General features: G+C 71.5%; 17 protein-coding genes. 12 read left to right on the top strand and 5 right to left on the bottom strand.

What is annotated here, in order from left to right:
* Positions 1 to 12: 12 nt before the first annotated feature.
* From AB0J80_RS09650 to AB0J80_RS09640, 3 genes are all read right to left on the bottom strand, one after another.
* Positions 13 to 1029 (bottom strand): DUF4388 domain-containing protein, encoded by a 1017-nt coding sequence (locus AB0J80_RS09650; protein WP_364702499.1) that lies wholly within the window; start codon positions 1027 to 1029, stop codon positions 13 to 15.
* A 13-nt stretch (positions 1030 to 1042) separates the two neighbouring features.
* Positions 1043 to 1423 (bottom strand): hypothetical protein, encoded by a 381-nt coding sequence (locus tag AB0J80_RS09645; protein ID WP_364702496.1) that lies wholly within the window; start codon positions 1421 to 1423, stop codon positions 1043 to 1045.
* 173 nt (positions 1424 to 1596) lie between these two features.
* Positions 1597 to 2094: a DUF4388 domain-containing protein gene (locus tag AB0J80_RS09640; protein ID WP_364702494.1), complete on the bottom strand. Its 498-nt coding sequence runs from the start codon at positions 2092 to 2094 to the stop codon at positions 1597 to 1599.
* 146 nt (positions 2095 to 2240) lie between these two features.
* On the opposite strand from AB0J80_RS09640, the gene AB0J80_RS09635 reads away from it, so the two are divergent.
* Entirely contained in the window at positions 2241 to 2600 is a 360-nt protein-coding gene (locus AB0J80_RS09635; protein ID WP_364702491.1) for a VOC family protein, read from the top strand.
* Here AB0J80_RS09635 and AB0J80_RS09630 read toward each other — a convergent pair.
* Positions 2594 to 4144: a methyl-accepting chemotaxis protein gene (locus tag AB0J80_RS09630; RefSeq protein ID WP_364702488.1), complete on the bottom strand. Its 1551-nt coding sequence runs from the start codon at positions 4142 to 4144 to the stop codon at positions 2594 to 2596. The genes AB0J80_RS09635 and AB0J80_RS09630 overlap by 7 nt on opposite strands.
* An 83-nt stretch (positions 4145 to 4227) precedes the next feature.
* Here AB0J80_RS09630 and AB0J80_RS09625 point away from each other — a divergent pair, with 83 nt between their 5' ends.
* The 6 genes from AB0J80_RS09625 to AB0J80_RS09600 are packed head-to-tail and all read left to right on the top strand — an operon-like array spanning position 4228 to position 10385.
* A complete protein-coding gene (locus AB0J80_RS09625; protein WP_364702486.1) occupies positions 4228 to 5445 on the top strand; it encodes a deoxyguanosinetriphosphate triphosphohydrolase in 1218 nt (405 codons plus the stop codon).
* 19 nt (positions 5446 to 5464) lie between these two features.
* The gene (gene dnaG, locus AB0J80_RS09620; RefSeq protein WP_364702484.1) at positions 5465 to 7309 is read left to right on the top strand and encodes a DNA primase; all 1845 of its coding nucleotides are present in this window, start codon (positions 5465 to 5467) and stop codon (positions 7307 to 7309) included.
* Entirely contained in the window at positions 7306 to 7836 is a 531-nt protein-coding gene (locus tag AB0J80_RS09615) for a hypothetical protein (RefSeq protein WP_364702481.1), read from the top strand. Before dnaG ends, AB0J80_RS09615 begins: the two co-directional genes overlap by 4 nt.
* Positions 7837 to 7879: 43 nt before the next feature.
* Entirely contained in the window at positions 7880 to 8800 is a 921-nt protein-coding gene (locus AB0J80_RS09610) for an ABC transporter ATP-binding protein (RefSeq protein ID WP_364702479.1), read from the top strand.
* Position 8801: 1 nt separating this feature from the next.
* Complete coding sequence (locus AB0J80_RS09605; protein WP_364702476.1) at positions 8802 to 9554, top strand: ABC transporter permease; 753 nt, start codon at positions 8802 to 8804, stop codon at positions 9552 to 9554.
* Between the two features lie 21 nt (positions 9555 to 9575).
* Positions 9576 to 10385 carry an ABC transporter permease gene (locus AB0J80_RS09600; protein ID WP_364702473.1) on the top strand — a complete coding sequence of 270 codons (810 nt, stop codon included), beginning with the start codon at positions 9576 to 9578 and terminating at the stop codon, positions 10383 to 10385.
* A gap of 31 nt (positions 10386 to 10416) precedes the next feature.
* Here the strand turns inward: AB0J80_RS09600 and AB0J80_RS09595 are convergent, their stop codons facing one another.
* Entirely contained in the window at positions 10417 to 10815 is a 399-nt protein-coding gene (locus AB0J80_RS09595; protein WP_364702471.1) for a hypothetical protein, read from the bottom strand.
* A gap of 194 nt (positions 10816 to 11009) precedes the next feature.
* On the opposite strand from AB0J80_RS09595, the gene AB0J80_RS09590 reads away from it, so the two are divergent.
* The 5 genes from AB0J80_RS09590 (at position 11010) to AB0J80_RS09570 (ending at position 16741) form a co-directional block, all read left to right on the top strand.
* Positions 11010 to 12140, top strand: coding sequence for a YihY/virulence factor BrkB family protein (locus AB0J80_RS09590; RefSeq protein ID WP_364702468.1), 1131 nt, complete (start codon positions 11010 to 11012; stop codon positions 12138 to 12140).
* Between the two features lie 80 nt (positions 12141 to 12220).
* Positions 12221 to 12781, top strand: a complete 561-nt coding sequence (locus tag AB0J80_RS09585) for a hypothetical protein (RefSeq protein WP_364702465.1) — start codon at positions 12221 to 12223, stop codon at positions 12779 to 12781.
* Between the two features lie 176 nt (positions 12782 to 12957).
* Positions 12958 to 14139, top strand: coding sequence for an ROK family transcriptional regulator (locus tag AB0J80_RS09580; RefSeq protein ID WP_364702463.1), 1182 nt, complete (start codon positions 12958 to 12960; stop codon positions 14137 to 14139).
* Entirely contained in the window at positions 14136 to 15662 is a 1527-nt protein-coding gene (locus tag AB0J80_RS09575) for a sugar ABC transporter ATP-binding protein (protein ID WP_364702460.1), read from the top strand. Before AB0J80_RS09580 ends, AB0J80_RS09575 begins: the two co-directional genes overlap by 4 nt.
* On the top strand, positions 15659 to 16741 hold the full coding sequence (locus tag AB0J80_RS09570) for an ABC transporter permease (RefSeq protein ID WP_364702457.1): 1083 nt from the start codon (positions 15659 to 15661) through the stop codon (positions 16739 to 16741). The genes AB0J80_RS09575 and AB0J80_RS09570 overlap by 4 nt, the downstream gene beginning before the upstream one ends.
* The last annotated feature ends 19 nt before the right edge of the window (positions 16742 to 16760 follow it).

Raw genomic sequence — 16760 nt, 5'->3', positions numbered from 1 at the left:
GAGGGGCGCGCGTCATCGCAGGGCTCGCAACGCGGTACGGATCCGTTTGAGCAGGACTTCGTCGGTGCCGGGGTGGGTCTGCACCGGTTCGGCGGCGACTTCCTTGGGGAGCTTGGCGCCCGGTTTGCGCCGGGCCAGCCGCGGTGCCCGGTAGGCGGTGCCGCTCGCGGTGGCGGGGTCCGGCTGGCGCTGCTGCGGGGGAGGGTCACCGGAGGCGAGGCCCGGCCGGGCGCCCGTGACGATGGGTACGGTCGGTCCGTCCGTACCCGGAAGTGCGGGCCGCTGGACGTCCACCGCCGTACCCCTCGCCCGGGGCAGTCGGACGAAGTCCGGTCCGGCCCGTTCCCTCGGCGCGGGCAGCTCGATCAGGCCGGCCGCCGCCAGCCGGCGCAGCTCCTGGATGGTGGCGTAACCGGCCCGGCCGAGCAGCTGGGCCAGGTCCGCCGGGGTGCGCTGGCCGTCGGCGTGCACGAGCAGCTCCCACTGCGGGGCGGTCAGCGTGATCCGTTCCCGCGGCGCCCGGGTCACCGGGATGACCACCGCCGTGTCGATCTGCGGGTACGGGAAGATCTCGTCGAGCAGCCGCGCCCGCCGCCGCGACTCGCGGGTGACGGCGGCCGGGTCGACCTGGACCACCGGGCCGAGCCAGTGCGTGGCCCCGTCCAGGAAGTCGACCGGCGCGGTGGCCGGCGAGAGCGCGAAGTACGCGGCGTCGTACGTCGCGCCGAGCACGCAGAGCTCCAGCTCGCCCTGGGTGATGTGCCCCTGCGCCAGCAGCAGCTGCCCCACCGTGGCCTGGGCCGTCCCGGCGTCCAGCGCCGCCTGCCAGGTCCGCGGCGCCAGCCGGCCGGACGCGGTCAGCAGCTCGCCGACGCCCGGCGCGGCCGCCGACTCGGCGTACGTCACCTGGCCGTCGACGAGGTAGACCGTGCCGCCGGGCGGGCCGCCGACGATCAGGGCGCCGGTCCGCCGCTCGCCCGCGACCTGCGTGAGCAGGCGGCCGGGTGCCGCGGACTTCGGGGACTTCACCTGGACTCCTCACTCAGGTCGCGATCAGCTCGTCGGCGAGGCTCTGCATGCGCCGCCGGGCCACGGCGAGGTTGCCGCGGATCCGGTCCAGCCACACGTAGAGCACCAGCCGGCTGTCGAAGTCGGTCTGGACGAGCCGCAGCAGGTGGTAGCCCCCCGCGGTCGTGATGATGAGGTCCTCGAGGAGGTCGTGCGGTACGGCCGAGACGAACAGCGACCGGCTCTGCGCGGCCTGCACGACGTCGGCGGTGCCGGCGGCCGCGGCCTCGTGGTCCTCGTTGGGTGCGGCTCCGGTCGTGGCGACCGGGTAGCCGGTGGTGTAGTCGACGATGCTGGCGCCGAGCGCGCCGGGGATCGCCATGGCCTCCTGCAGACAGTTCTCGACCCCGGGCACATCTCTCCTCAGCCGAGTGATGCTCCCGCCTGCGGGTTCCCGCCGCCGACGGTTTCGGGTGCTTCCGGATGCGTCACGGCGGGAGCTCGTCCGTCCCGCCGTCACAATGGGCCATCCTGCGGGCACGCTGCGATCTCGAGTCGCACCCGGTGTGCGTCATGGTCCTCGATGGCTCACCCGGGCACCGGCGACGACCGCCGGCACCGCACCGACCGCGGGCCGCGCGGAGTGGGCCGGGCCCGCAGCCGCCGGGCCGTCTCGGGACCGAGATTGCCCAGGTCGGCCTGGGCGACGGTGCCGAACCAGTGCCGCTCGCCGGGGACGAAGCACATCGGCGCCTCGTCGCCCAGCAGCAACGCGTGCGTCGCCGCAGTGATGGTTGCCACTACCCGGCTGGCGAGCTCGTGGTGGCCGAGATGCCCGGCGCGCAACAGGACCCGGCCGACCCGCCGGGCGCCGTGGCCCGCCTCGTACGCCGCCTGCCACTGGTCCGCCGACAGCCGGCCGCAGCCGACGAGCCGCTCGCCGATGCCCGGGCAGGCGGGGGACTCGGCGTAGGTGATGCGGCCGGCGACGAGATAGACGACTCCGCCCGGTGTACCGCCGACGTGCAGGGCCCCGGTGCGCCCGGCCTCGGCCAGCGCGGCGAGACGATGGCTCAGGGAAATCACGGTGACCTCCTCCTTTCGGCCAGTGTCGGACGCCGGGCCGGAGGATGTCGCACGACGAGTGCGTTCTCGTCATGCCACCGCGCCGGAGGGGCCATCTGCGCGTAACATGATCGCCACTTTCGATGGCGTCTCGTGGAGGTTGCCGTATGCCGAGCACGTGGGAGCAGATCGTCGTCGACGCCGAGGATCCGGCGCGCCTCGCGCGCTGGTGGGCGGAGGCGCTCGGCTACGTGATCGTGCACGAGGAACCCGACGAGGTGGAGATCCGGCGTACCCCGGACACCCTGCCCGGCCTGCTGTTCACCCCCGTGCCGGATGCCAAGACGGTGAAGAACAGGCTCCACATCGACCTGCGGCCGGACGACCAGGAGGCCGAGGTGGAACGGCTGGTCGACATGGGCGCCCGGCCCGTCGACATCGGCCAGCACGACGTCTCCTGGGTGGTCCTGGCCGACCCCGAGGGCAACGAGTTCTGCGTGCTCGCCGGCAGGGGTGGCGGTCAGTAGGTGAACTGACCGATCAGGCCCTCGATCTCGGCCGCCGCGGCGCCGACCCGCTCGGCCGAGCGCCGCGTCGTGTTCGCGCTCTCCGCGGTCTCACCCGTGGACGAGGTGATCGCGGTGACCGTCCCGCCGATCTCGCCGGCCGCCGCCGACACGTCGCCCACGTTGCGCGACATCAGCTCGGTCGTGGCCGACTGCTGCTCGACCGCGGCGGCGATCGCCCGCTGCCCGTCGTCGATCCGCGTGATCACCTCGGTGATCGTGTCGATGGCTGCCGCCGTACGCGCGGTCATGTCCTGGATCGCGCCGATCCTGGCGGTGATGTCCCCGGTGGCCTGCGCGGTCTCCTGGGCCAGGCTCTTCACCTCCGTCGCCACGACGGCGAAGCCCTTGCCCATGTCCCCGGCCCGCGCCGCCTCGATCGTGGCGTTCAGGGCCAGCAGGTTCGTCTGCTCCGCGATGCCGGTGATGAGCTTGACGATGTCACCGATCTCCCGGCTCGCCTCACTGAGCGTCGTGACCAGCTCGGACGTCTCGCCGGCCTGCTCGCTCGCGCGGCTGCTGGTGAGCGTCGCGTCGCTGGTCTGCCGGGCGATCTCCCGGATCGACTCGGCCAGCTGGCCGGTCGCCGTCATCATGTCGCCCACCGCCTCCGACACCTGGTGAGTGGCCGCATCGGCGCTGCGGGCCTGCCCGGACGTCTGCTCCGCCGACGTGTCCAGCCGCTCGGCGACCTCCCGCAGCTCCCCGCCGGCCGCGGTCAGAGCCCCGACGCCGGTCGCGGTCGCGGCCACGGTCGAGCGGATCGCCGCCAGCGCCTCGTTCAGCGCCTCGGCCATCTCACCCAGCTCGTCGTGCCGGACCACTTCCGCCCGTACCGTCAGATCCCGGCGGGCCGCGGCCCGCACCGCGGTGAGCATCCCGCCGAGCGGGCGGCGCACGGCCCGGATCGTCAGCAGCGCCGCCGCGGCCGTCAGCAAGGCCCCGGCGAGCCCCGCCGCGATGATGATCCAACGGCTCGTGCGGCCCGCATCCCCGCCCCGCCGGTTCGCGTCCCGCACCGCCTGCAGCATCGCATCGTCGACGGCGCCCAGCGTCTCCTCCAGCGCCGAGAACCGCTCCAGGAAGGCCGGCAGCTGCGCCACGGCGGCGGCGTGATCGGTCGCCGCCAGCGCCACCAGCGACTTCGCCGCGTCGCTGTACCCGACGACGTCCGGACGCACCTCGGCATAACGGGCCGTCAGCTCGGGAGGTGCGGCCTTCGCGGCCGCATCGAACTTGGCGACCATCGTCGCGGCGTGCTCGGTCACCTCGTCGACGGCGTACGCCTGCCGCTGCTCGCCGGTCGTCGCGTACAACGCGGACATCACGTCGGCCCGCAAGCCGTCATGCATCATGTCGGCGTTCCACTGGTTGCTCATGCCGTCGCTGACCGTCGCGATGTCCTCGGTGGCCTCGGCCTGACGCGACGAGCCCCACGACGCCACGCCTCCGACCAGCGCCACGGACGCCAGCGCGATACCCGCCATCAGCATCAGACGCGCCATGATGGTCAAGCGGGACCGGCGGCGCTGTTCAGACTCCACGTCATTCGCATCGGCCCACCATCCGCGCGGCTTAGGGTTGATCCATGACGGGCGACGCGGAACGGTGGGTGAGCGAGCCCGCCAAGGACAGCGGCTACGGCCGGACCCAGTTCGAACGTGACCGCGCCCGCGTGCTGCACTCCGCCGGCTTCCGCCGGCTGGCGGCCAAGACCCAGGTGCACACGGCCGGGTCCGACGACTTCCTCCGTACGCGCCTGACACACTCCCTCGAAGTCGCCCAGATCTCCCGCGAGATGGGCGCCCGCCTCGGCTGCGACCCGGACGTCGTGGACGTCGCCGGGCTGGCACACGACATCGGGCACCCGCCGTTCGGCCACAACGGCGAAGCCGCCCTCGACAGGATCGCCCAGCCCTGCGGCGGCTTCGAGGGCAACGCCCAGACCCTGCGCGTCCTCACCCGCCTGGAAGCCAAGGTGGAGGGCGCCGGCCTCAACCTCACCCGCGCCTCCCTCGATGCCAGCTGCAAGTATCCCTGGCCCCGCCGCCCCGGCACCCGCAAGTTCGGCGTCTACGCCGACGACCTGGCGGTCTTCACGTGGATCCGCGCCACCGCCCCCGACGGCGAACGCCGCTGCCTCGAGGCCCAGGTCATGGACTGGGCCGACGACGTCGCCTACTCCGTGCACGACGTCGAGGACGGCGTGCACGGCGGATACCTGTCCCTGCGCCCCCTGCTCGACGACGCCGACGAACGCGCCGAACTGTGCGCCGACGTGGCGGCCACCTACTCCGACGAGAGCCCGGAAGCCCTCGGCGAGGCCCTCGACCTGCTCCTCGCCGACGAGGTGGTGACCGCCGCGGCCGACTACGACGGCACGTACCGCGCCCAGGTCGCGCTCAAGCGGATGACCAGCGTCCTCACCGGCCGCTTCGTCTCCTCCGCGGTCGGGGCCACCAACAGCAGGCACGGGTACGGCCAGGTCCGCCGCTACGACGCCGACCTCATCATCCCGCGCACGGCGCGTAACCAGTGCGCCCTCCTCAAGGGCATGGCGTTGCGCTACGTGATGCGCGCCCGCGCCGCGGAGGACTGGTACGAGCAGCAGCGCGAGATCCTGACCTCCCTGGTCGAGCTCCTCTGCGCCCGCGCCCCCGACCGCCTCGACCCCATGTTCGCGGACATGTGGAAGGCGGCCGCGGACGACGCCGCCCGCCTGCGCGTGGTGATCGACCAGGTCGCCTCGCTCACCGACCCGGCGGCCGTGGCGTGGCACCGGACCCTCTTGGCGGGCCGCGGGTAGCGCGAGGCAGTATGTAGCGGTGGCGGGCAGGGTCAAGGACGAGGACATCGCGCTGGTCCGCGACCGGACCTCGATCGAGGACGTGATCAGCGAGACGGTGACGTTGCGGTCGGCGGGCGGCGGCAACCTCAAGGGCCTGTGCCCCTTCCACGACGAGAAGACCCCGTCCTTCACGGTCTCTCCTGCCCGAAATGTCTATTTTTGCCATGGTTGTGGGGCGGGTGGGGACGCCATCAAGTTCCTCATGGATGCCGAGCATCTGACGTTCGTCGAGTCGCTCGAGCGGCTCGCCGGGCGGGCCGGCATCCAGCTGCGCTACGACACCTCCGACGAGCGCCCCGGCACGCCGCGCCAGCAGCCCGGCCAGAAGCAGCGCCTGATCGCCGCGCACGCGGCAGCCGCCGAGTTCTACCGCGACCAGCTCGGCAAGGCGGGAGCGCGCAAGGCCCGCGAGTTCCTCGCCGAGCGCGGCTTCGGCCGGGAGGCCGCCGAGAAGTACGGCTGCGGCTACGCGCCCGAGGGCTGGGACCTGCTGACCAAGCACCTGCGCCAGAAGGGCTTCACCGCCGAGGAGCTGACGGCCGGCGGTCTCGCCAAGCCGGCCCGGTCCGGCTCCCTCATCGACCGCTTCCGCCGTCGCCTGCTCTGGCCGATCCGGGACCTGAGCGGGGACGTGATCGGCTTCGGCGCGCGCAAGCTGTTCGACGACGATGACGGCCCGAAGTACCTGAACACCCCCGAGTCGCCGCTCTACAAGAAGTCCCACGTCCTGTACGGCATCGACTTCGCCAAGCGGGAGATCGCCAAGCGCGGCCGCGCCGTGATCGTCGAGGGGTACACGGACGTGATGGCCTGTCACGAGGCGGGGGAGCCGACCGCGGTGGCGACCTGCGGCACGGCGTTCGGTGTCGACCACATCGGCGTGCTGCGGCGGCTGCTGATGGACAGCGACAGCTTCACGGGCGAGATCATCTACACGTTCGACGGGGACGCGGCCGGGCAGAAGGCGGCGCTGCGGGCGTTCGAGGAGGACCAGCGGTTCGTCGGACGTACCTTCATCGCGGTCAGTCCCGACAACATGGACCCCTGCGAGCTGCGTCTCGCCAAGGGCGACCTGGCCGTCAAGGACATGATCGCCGGGCGTGAGCCGCTGGTGGACTTCGCGCTGCGCCAGACCCTCGCCCGGTTCGACCTGGACACGGTCGAGGGCCGGGTGGAGGCGATGCGCCGGGCCGCGCCGCTGGTGGCCAAGATCAAGGACCGGGAGAAGCGTCCCGAGTACGCCCGCAAGCTTGCCGGCGACCTCGGCATGGACCTGGAGCCGGTGCAGCGGGCGGTGGCGGCAGCCCTGTCGCCGGAGGCACCGGTGGTCACCCAGCGGCGTCCCGTGGACAGCCCGCAGCGTCAGGTCGAGCGGGAGACGCTCAAGCTGGCCCTGCAGGAGCCGGTGCTGGCCGGGCCCATGTTCGACGCGATCGAGGTCGACTCGTACGGCGACCCGGTGCTGCGCGACATCCGGGCCGCGGTCGCGGCGGCGGGCGGGACCGCCTCGGCGACCGGCGGGGCGGTCTGGATCGAGGCGGTCCGGGACGCGTGCCAGGATCTGGGCGGCAAGGCCCTGGTAGGGGAGCTGGCGGTCGAGCCGCTGCTCGTCGACGGGGAGGCGGATCTGCGGTACGTGCAGATCACGTTGGCCCGGCTTCAGGTCGGTTCGGTGACCACCCGCATCAAGGACCTCAAGTCCAAGGTGCAGCGCCTCAACCCGGTGGCGCACAAGGACGAGTACCTGGCGCTGGCCGGGGAGTTGTTCTCCCTCGAGCAGCACGCCCGCGCCCTCCGTGACCAGGCAGCAGGAGCATTGTGAAACTCTTCCGCCGCAGCCCGAAGCTCCCGGCCGACAAGCGGCCCCCGTTGGAGGCCGACGAGCGCGTGCTGGCGTGGGCGCACGTGGGCGAGTCGCGGGATCAGGCGCTGGTGGCCACCAACCGCGGCCTCTGGCTGCCCGACGGCCGGCGGCTGGGCTGGCACGAGATCCACAAGGCGGCGTGGTCGGGGCGCGAGCTGCGCGTCACGCCCGCCGAGGTGGCGCAGGAGCGTAACGGCTACACGGTGCTGGTCGACGCGCCGGTCGTCGGGTTCCTGGTGCTCGAGCCCGGGGAGCTGCCGGACCAGGTGCGGACGCGGGTCACGCGCTCAGTGGCGTACACGTCGCATCATCCGTTGCCGCCGCACGGCGGTGTCCGGGTCGTCGGAAGGCGGATTCCCGGGGTGGACGGGGTGAGCTGGTCGGTCCGCTACGACGCGAAGACGGCGGTGGACGCGGAGCCGGTGATCGAGGTGACCGACCAGCTGGTGGAGGCGGCCAGGGAAGCGTCGGCCCCGCCGGCCTGACATCCGGCGGTTTTTGTCGGACCCCTTCACTAGGGTCGCTCGGGTGACTCTCATTCACGCCCGCGGGCTGGTCAAACGCTTCGGCGACTTCACGGCCGTCGACGGCATCGACGTCGATGTGGCGCGCGGCGAGGCGTTCGGCTTCCTCGGCCCCAACGGCGCGGGCAAGAGCTCCACCATGCGGATGATCGGCTGTGTCTCCCCGCCGACCGGTGGTGTCCTGCGCATCCTCGACCGTGACCCGCTGCGTGACGGCCCGGCGATCCGTGCTCGCCTCGGCGTCTGCCCGCAGCTCGACAACCTCGACCTCGAGCTGACCGTCCGGGAGAACCTGACGACGTATGCCCGGTTCTTCGGCATTGCGCGCAAGGTCGCCCGCCGGCGCGCCGACGAGCTGCTCGACTTCGTGCAGCTGACCGAGCGTGCCGACAGCAAGGTGGAGCCGCTGTCGGGCGGCATGAAGCGGCGGCTGACGATCGCCCGGGCGCTGGTCAACGAGCCCGAGATCGTGCTGCTCGACGAGCCCACGACCGGTCTCGACCCGCAGGCCCGCCACCTGGTCTGGGAGCGCCTCTTCCGGCTCAAGCAGCAGGGCGTCACGCTGGTGCTGACCACCCACTACATGGACGAGGCCGAGCAGCTCTGCGACCGGCTCGTGGTCATGGACGGCGGCCGGATCGTCGCGGAAGGCTCGCCCCGCGCCCTCATCGAGCAGTATTCGACCCGTGAGGTGGTGGAGCTGCGTTTCCACGCGGAGGCCCAGGACGTCTTCGCGGACAAGCTGGCCGGGGTGGGCGAGCGGCTCGAGATCCTGCCCGACCGCATCCTGCTCTACGTCTCCGACGGCGATGCCGCGGTGGCCGAGGTGCAGCGCCGGGCGCTCAGCCCGGCGAGCGTCCTGGTGCGCCGCAGCAGCCTGGAGGACGTGTTCCTGCACCTGACCGGCCGGACCCTGGTGGACTGACATGACGTGGTACGTGCTCGAATACCACCTGGTCAGCTACCGCCGCATCTGGCGTTCCAGCGTGCTGTCGTCGTTCGTGCTGCCCCTGCTCACCATGCTCGGCTTCGGTGTCGGCGTCGGCGCGTACGTGACGGGCGGCGTCGACGGCGTGCCGTACCTGGACTGGATGGTTCCCGGGCTGATCGCCTCGACCGCCATGCAGATCGCCATCGGCGACTCCAGCTGGCCGGTCCTCGGCGGCTTCGAGTGGCAGCGCATCTACTTCGGTCAGGCCGCGGCCCCGTTGCGGGTGGCCGACATCCTCGACGGCCATCTGCTCTTCATCGTCTTCCGCACGTTGACCAGCTGCACCGCATTCCTGCTGATCGCTACCGCCTTCGGCACGATGCACTCCTGGTGGGCCCTGGCCACGCTCCCGGTCGCCGCGCTCGTCGGCCTGTCCGTGGCGACGCCGACCTTCGCCTACGCGGCCGCCATCCGCAGCGACAGCTACCTGGCCATCCTCTTCCGGCTCGGCGTGATCCCGATGTCGCTGTTCTCCGGCGTCTTCTTCCCGGTCGAGTCGCTGCCGGGTGCGCTGCGCTGGATCGCGTGGGCGTCCCCGCTCTGGCACGGCGTCGACCTGAGCCGGGCGGCGACGCTCGGCACGGCGCCGGACTGGTCGGCCGTCGGCCACCTGTTGTATCTCGCGCTGTGGGCCGCGGCGGGATGGTTGCTCGCCCACCGCCAGTTCCGCCGCCGGCTGGTGGTGTGACATGCCGATGAGGAGTGCGTCATGGTGACCCTTATCCTGCCGCGGCTCGTGTCCTTCGAGGGCGCGGGCCGGCGGTCGGCGTCCGTCGTCGAGCGCAACGCCGCCACGCTGCGCAGCGCGTATTGGCTGGTCATGGCCTCGGGCTTCCTCGAGCCGGTGCTCTACCTGTTCTCTATCGGCGTCGGCGTCGGCACGCTGGTCGGCGACCTGACGCTGCCGGACGGCCGGGTGGTGACCTACGCCGCGTTCGTCGCCCCGGCGATGCTGGCCTCCTCCGCGATGACCGGCGCCCTCTCCGAGACCACCTTCAACTTCTTCGGGAAGATGAAGTTCATGAAGCTGTACGACGGGATGCTCGCCACCCCGGTACGGCCGATCGAGATAGCCCTGGGCGAGCTGGCCTGGGCGATGATCCGCGGCACCATCTACGCGGCCGCCTTCCTCGTGGTGATGGTCGTCATGGACCTGACCACACCACTGCGCGCCCTGGCCGCCCTCGCCGGCGCCGTCCTGGTGGGCTTCGCGTTCGGCGCCGCGGGCATGGCCCTGTCCACCTTCATGCGCAGCTGGCAGGACTTCGACCTGGTGGCGTCGGCGCAGTTCGCCCTCTTCCTGTTCTCGGGCACCTTCGTCCCGGCCGAGGCGTACCCGTCCGCCCTGCGCTGGGTGGTGGAGGTGACGCCGCTGTACCGCTCGGTGGACCTGATCCGGGCGATCACGACCGGGGGAGTGGGGTGGCTCCAGCTGGTCGACGTGGCGTACCTGCTGGTGGTGGTGGGCGTCGGTCTGGCCGTTGCCGGCCGCCGCATGGAGAAGCTCCTCTGCAAGTGACGCCGCCGGCCGGTCATCCCGGGCAGTCGACCTAGCGCCGGGCCCCGGCGTCCCGCCACACCCTCTCGAGGTTCTTCCCGGGCTCGTCGGCGTAGAGCGACGGTGGAGCGGAGCCGTCCAGGACCACGAGGCCGCGGGCGCCCACCTTCCAGTCGGGCGCTCCCACCTGAGCCGATGGGTGGTCCGCGAGGAAGTCGACGGTGGTCGCGCCGGTGTCCGGCACGACCCATCGGTCGGTGCGCATGACGACGCGGAGCCGGCTGCCCTCGGGCGTCACGGTCGTCACCGTGCCCCAGGCTGCCGAGTCGGCGCAGCCCAGCACCGCGACTGCGGCGAGGCTGTCCTCCGACTGTGTCTCCGTGCAGCCGGAAGACGCCACCACGACGATGCCGGCCGCCGCGAGCAGCAGGCGGGCAGCGGGCGAAGTCACACCGGGCACGGTCCGATGCTGCCACGCCGCTGAGCTGGATCTCCGCTGAACGCAAGCTGAGGTGAAAGGGATTAAACCCGCAGGATGGCGGGCATCACCCGGTCAGGTCGCGATTCTGCCGACCGGCGGTGAAGGGCCGTCCGGAGCGGAATGCGGTGACGACACGACGCGTAACGCCCTGGAGGTATCCCGCGATGAGACTTCTTCGCAAGGCCGAGGAGACGTCGCACGACCACGGCCACGACAAGGCTGCCCACGCCGCGGGGGCGCGGGACGCCCGGGACCGCGACAGCAAGGGGCTGGACATCGATGCCGCCGCCACCTCGCGGACCGCGGACGACCGCGACGACGACCTGTCGGCGCCCAGCCCGGACGCCGGGCCGGACAGTCCCGCCCAGCTGAAGGGCAAGGGCATCCTCGGCGCGCTGAAGCGGACGTTCAAGCAGTTCTCGCAGGACAACGTCACGGACTGGGCGGCGGCGCTGACCTACTACGGGGTGCTGTCGATCTTCCCCGGCGTGCTGGTCCTCGTGTCCGTGCTGGGCATGCTCAGCAACAACGGGCAGCAGACCGTGCAGGAGACGGTGAACCAGGTCGCGCCCGGCCAGATCCAGGACCTGGTCAACCAGGTGCTCTCGCAGGTGCAGGACCCGGGCAAAGCCGGTCTCGCCGCGGTCATCGGTATCGTGGCCGCCTTCTGGTCCGCCTCCGGCTACATCGGCGCCTTCATGCGGGCCTCGAACGCCATCTACGACGTGCCCGAGGGCCGGCCGGTGTGGAAGACGATCCCGATCCGCCTCGGCGTCACCGCGGTCATCGGCATCATGCTCATCCTCTCGACCGTCATCGTCGTCTTCACCGGCGGCCTGGCCGAGGCGGTCGGCAAGCAGATCGGTCTCGGCGGGGGCTTCTTGACCGCCTGGAACATCGCCAAGTGGCCGGTGCTCGTCGTCCTGGTCAGCCTGATGTTCGCGATCCTGTACTGGGCGTCGCCGAACGCGAAGACCGGCGGCTTCCGCTGGGTCAGCCCGGGTGGCATCTTCGCGGTGCTCGTGTGGGTCGCCGCCTCCGCCGCGTTCGCGATCTACCTGGCCAACTTCGCCAACTACAACAAGACGTACGGGACGCTGGGCGGTGTCATCGCGTTCCTGGTCTGGCTGTGGATCTCGAACATCGCCATCATGCTCGGCGCCGAGCTGGACGCGGAGCTGGAGCGTGGGCGGGCCATCGCGGCCGGCCACTCGCCCGACGACGAGCCGTTCCTGCAGCTGCGCGACGACCGCAAGCTGAAGAAGGGCAGCGAGAAGGGCCTGAGTACGTCCTGACCGCGCCACCAGCCACGACCGACGGCCGCGCTCCCGCCAAGGGGCGCGGCCGTCGCCGCTTCGACCATTAGCCTCACATCGTGAGCCATCGTCGGGTGAGCGTCTCAGCGGCCGTGCTGGTGCTGGCCGGGATCGTGATCGCGGCGCCGGCCGTGCCGGTCACGGCGTCCTCCTGGCTGGGCACCGCAGCGCTGGCCGTGATGATGTGGCCGCTCCTCGTCGACGCGAAGCGCCCCTCGGCCGTAGCGGTCGGCCACCTGGGTCTGATCGCGTCGTGCTTCGCGCTCGGCGTGCACGACGAGCACCGCACGGTGTGGTGGACGATGCTCGCCACGTTCACCGCCCTGCCGCTGGCGTGGATCTTCCGGCGCAGCGGGCGGCCGGCGAAGGGCATCGCCGGGCTGGTGCTCGCCGGCGTCACCTTCGGCGTCTTCGCCTGGTCGACCGAGCAGCTCGGCGACGCACCGCTGTCGACGATGCCGGACTTCCTGCTGTTCAGCACCGCAGCCGGGGTAGTCCTGATCTTCCAGGCGGTCCGCGGGCCGAAGCCACTACCGGAGCTCGCCACGACCGAGCCCGAGCCACCGGCGAAACCGGTGCTTCCTCCGTGGGCCCGGGATGTGACCGCGCCACCCGCCTGACCAGCGAACACGCCCGCTCACTCCCAAAACTGGACACTTCCGCCCCGCACTTTTGAATCTGGGGACAAAAGTTTGCGGTGATCAACGAGAAGGTATGGACTAGCGCGGCGGAAGGGCCCTAGTGTGACGGGCGTGACACCGTTCGTTGCGGCGGTGTGAACGGCCGGAGGTTGCCCGTGCATATCGTCGACGCCCCCCATCTGCGCCTGCTGCGCCTGCTGCGGGACGAAGGACCCATCTCGCGCGCCGAGCTGGGTGACCGGCTGGACCTGACCCGGCCCCGGCTGCTCGCCGAGGTCGAGCGCCTGGTCGCCGCCGGATACATCGCGGAGGCCGGGATGGCCGCCTCGCGCGGGGGTCGCCGCTCCACCCTGGTCGAGCTGCATCCGCGGCTGCGCTTCGCCGCCGTCGACCTCGGGGCCAGCTCCATCGACATCGAGGTCACCAACGGCCGGCTCGAGCCCGTCGCGGCGTACCGGGAAAGCGCCGACATCCGCAGCGGGCCGAAGGTGATCCTGCACCGCGTCAACGAGCTGCTGGCGAAGGCTCGCACCGACGGGGCGTACGAACGGCTCGACGCCGTCGGCATCGGGGTTCCCGGCCCGGTGAGCTTCCGCGACGGGGTGCCGGTGTCGCCGCCGATCATGCCGGGCTGGGACCGGTACCCGGTGCGTGAGGTGCTCACCCGCGAACACGGCTGCCCGGCCGTCGTGGACAACGACGTCAACATCATGGCCATCGGGGAGCGGCACGGCGGGGTCGCCCACTCGGTCGACGACTTCCTCTTCGTCAAGATCGGTACGGGCATCGGCTGCGGCATCCACCTCGGCGGCGACGTCTACCGGGGGGTGGACGGCTGCGCCGGCGACATCGGCCACATCCAGGTCGACGCGCACGGTCCGATGTGCTCGTGCGGCAACGCCGGCTGCCTGGAGGCGCTGTTCAGCGGTGCCGCCCTCTCGCGCGACGCCCTGGCCGCCGCCCGCAGCGGGGAGTCCCCGGCCCTGGCCGAGCGGCTCGCCGCCAACGGCGGGAGCCTGGGCGCCCGGGATGTCGCCGACGGCGCGGCCGAGGGGGACGTGACCTGCATCAGGCTCATCCGGGACGGCGGGCGCAGGGTCGGGGCCACCCTCGCCACGCTGGTCAGCTTCGCGAACCCGTCGATGATCGTCATCGGGGGCGGGCTCGCGCAGCTGGGCCACATCCTGCTCGCCGAGATCCGCAGCGTCGTCTACCGGCGCTCGCTGCCACTGGCCACCGGGAACCTGCCGGTGGTGCTGAGCGAGCTGGGTGCCCGCGCGGGTGTCACCGGGGCCGCGGTCCTCGCCAGCGACACGGCCTTCGAGCAGGCGTCATGACCGACTCGGAAGAGAGGGAAGTCGTCCTCAAGCTGGAGGGCGTCGTCAAGACCTTCCCGGGCGTACGGGCGCTGGACGGCGTCGAGCTGGAGGTCCGCGCCGGCGAGGTGCACTGCCTCCTCGGTCAGAACGGTGCCGGCAAGTCCACCCTGATCAAGATCCTGGCCGGGGTGCACCACGCCGACGAGGGCAGCATCAGCTGGCTCGGTGAGCCGTTCGCCCCGGCGACCCCGCAGGCCGCCATGCGCGCCGGGATCGCGACGATCTACCAGGAGCTCGACCTCGTCGACGACCTGTCGGTGGCCGAGAACGCGTTCCTGGGCCACGAGGAGAGCCGCGGCGGGTTCCTGCGCCGGCGGTCCACCGCCGCCCGTACCCGGGAGATCCTGGCCCGGCTCGGGCACCCGCAGATCCCGCCCCGCCGCCTGGTCCGCTCGCTGCCCGCGGCGGGCAAGCAGATCGTCAGCATGGCTCGTGCCCTGTCGCACGACGCCAGGCTGATCGTCATGGACGAGCCCAGCGCCGTGCTCGCCCACGACGAGGTGGAGAACCTGTTCCGGATCATCCGGGAGCTGACGTCGCACGGCATCGCGGTCATCTACATCTCGCACCGGCTCGAGGAGATCCGCGACATCGGCGACCGCGTCACCGTCCTCAAGGACGGCCGCACCACGGCCGCGAACCTGCCGGCCCGCAGCACCCCCACCCGGGAGCTGGTCAGCCGGATGACCGGCCGCACGATCGAGTACGTGTTCCCGCCCCGCGCCGGCGCCGCGGAGGGCAAGCCACTGCTGGAGGTGGAGGGCCTCACGCGGGAGGGTGAGTTCGCCGACGTGTCGCTGACCGTCCGGGCGGGGGAGATCGTCGGCATCGCGGGCCTGGTGGGCTCGGGCCGCTCGGAGCTGCTGGAGACGATCTTCGGGGCGCGCCGGGCGGACGCCGGAACGGTCAAGGTGGACGGCAAGGCGATCCGCACCATCGGCGCCGCGGTGCGCAGCGGCGTGGGCATGGCGCCGGAGGAGCGCAAGAGCCAGGCGCTGCTGCTGGACGAGCCGATCTACCGCAACATGACGCTGTCGTCCTTCTCCGGGTACGCCCGCGGCGGCATCACCGACGCGAGCAAGGAGAAGGCCGCGGCGATGCGCACAGCGGACCAGCTGGAGCTGCGGCCGCGAGACGTGAACCGTCCCGTGCGGACGCTGTCCGGCGGCAACCAGCAGAAGGTCGTGGTCGGCCGCTGGCTGCTCGACAAGACGAGACTTCTCCTGCTCGACGAGCCGACGCGGGGCGTGGACGTCGGCGCGCGGGCGGAGCTCTACCAGGTCATCCACGATCTCGCGGCCGGCGGTGTGGGGGTGCTGCTGGTCTCGAGCGAGGTGCCCGAGGTGCTCGGCCTCGCCGACCGCGTCCTGGTCATGCGCGAGGGACACCTGATCCACGAGGCACCCGCGAACGAGATCGACGAAGCAACCGTTCTGGACCTCGTCATGGCGGGGTCCCTCATGGAGGGAGAACCGGCGTGACGGATCAGAGCACCAGGCCCGGCGTGCCGGCGCAGTCTCCGCCCGTCGACTCGCAGGTCACGAAGGAAGCTCCGGCGCCGAAGGGCAGCTGGTGGAAGAGCGACGGTGCGGAGCCCGTACGCCGCAACATCGGCCTCGTCGGCGTCCTCGTCGTCCTGGTCATCATCGGCATCGTCACCCGTCCCGAGCTGTACGGCGACGCGACCTGGGTGACCAACAACGTCTGGACCATCCTGCAGCAGGCCTCGGCCATCGGCGTCGTCACGGTCGGCATGACCTTCGTGATCATCGGGGGTGGCATCGACCTCTCCGTCGGCGCGATCATCGCGGTGGCGGGCGTCTGGTCCACCACCCTCGCCACGCAGAGCTACGGCGCCGCCGGCATGATCTTCACCGCCATCGTGGTCGGCGTGGTCGTGGGGCTCATCAACGGCGTGCTGATCTCGTACGGAAGGCTCGTGCCCTTCATCGCCACGCTGGCGATGATGGTCGCGGCCCGCGGCCTGGCCGCCCAGATCTCCGGCAAACAGACGCAGGTCTCGACCAACACGACCATCAACAGCATCGCGACGACGAAGATCGCCGGAATCCCGATGCTGGTCATCATCCTCGCGCTGGTGGTCGCGGCGGGCTGGGTGCTGCTCAACCGCACCACCTACGGCCGGCGCACCGTCGCCATCGGCGGCAACGTCGAAGCCGCCCGGCTGGCCGGCATCAACGTCCGGCTGCACACCATGCTGCTGTACGCCCTTTCCGGCCTCTGCTGCGGCATCGCGGCGATCATGCTCACCTCGCAGGCGACCAGCGCGCAGGCGGCGATGGCGAACCTCTACGAGCTGGACGCGATCGCCGCGGCGATCATCGGTGGCACGCTGCTCAGCGGCGGCCGCGGCACCATCATCGGCGCCCTGTTCGGGGTGCTGGTCTTCTCCACGATCACCAATCTCTTCGCGATCAACAACCTCTCCACCGAGGTCCAGAACATGGTCAAGGGCGGCATCATCGTCGCCGCCGTACTGGTCCAGCAGTTCCGCTACCGCTCCCTCACCCAGTTGCTCGGGCGTAAGCCCACCGCTTAACCCCCCCCGCCCCCACCTC

This window comes from Actinoplanes sp. NPDC049548, assembly GCF_040676695.1.
Taxonomy (GTDB): domain Bacteria; phylum Actinomycetota; class Actinomycetes; order Mycobacteriales; family Micromonosporaceae; genus Actinoplanes.
This window is presented reverse-complemented; position numbering and strand designations above follow the sequence as displayed.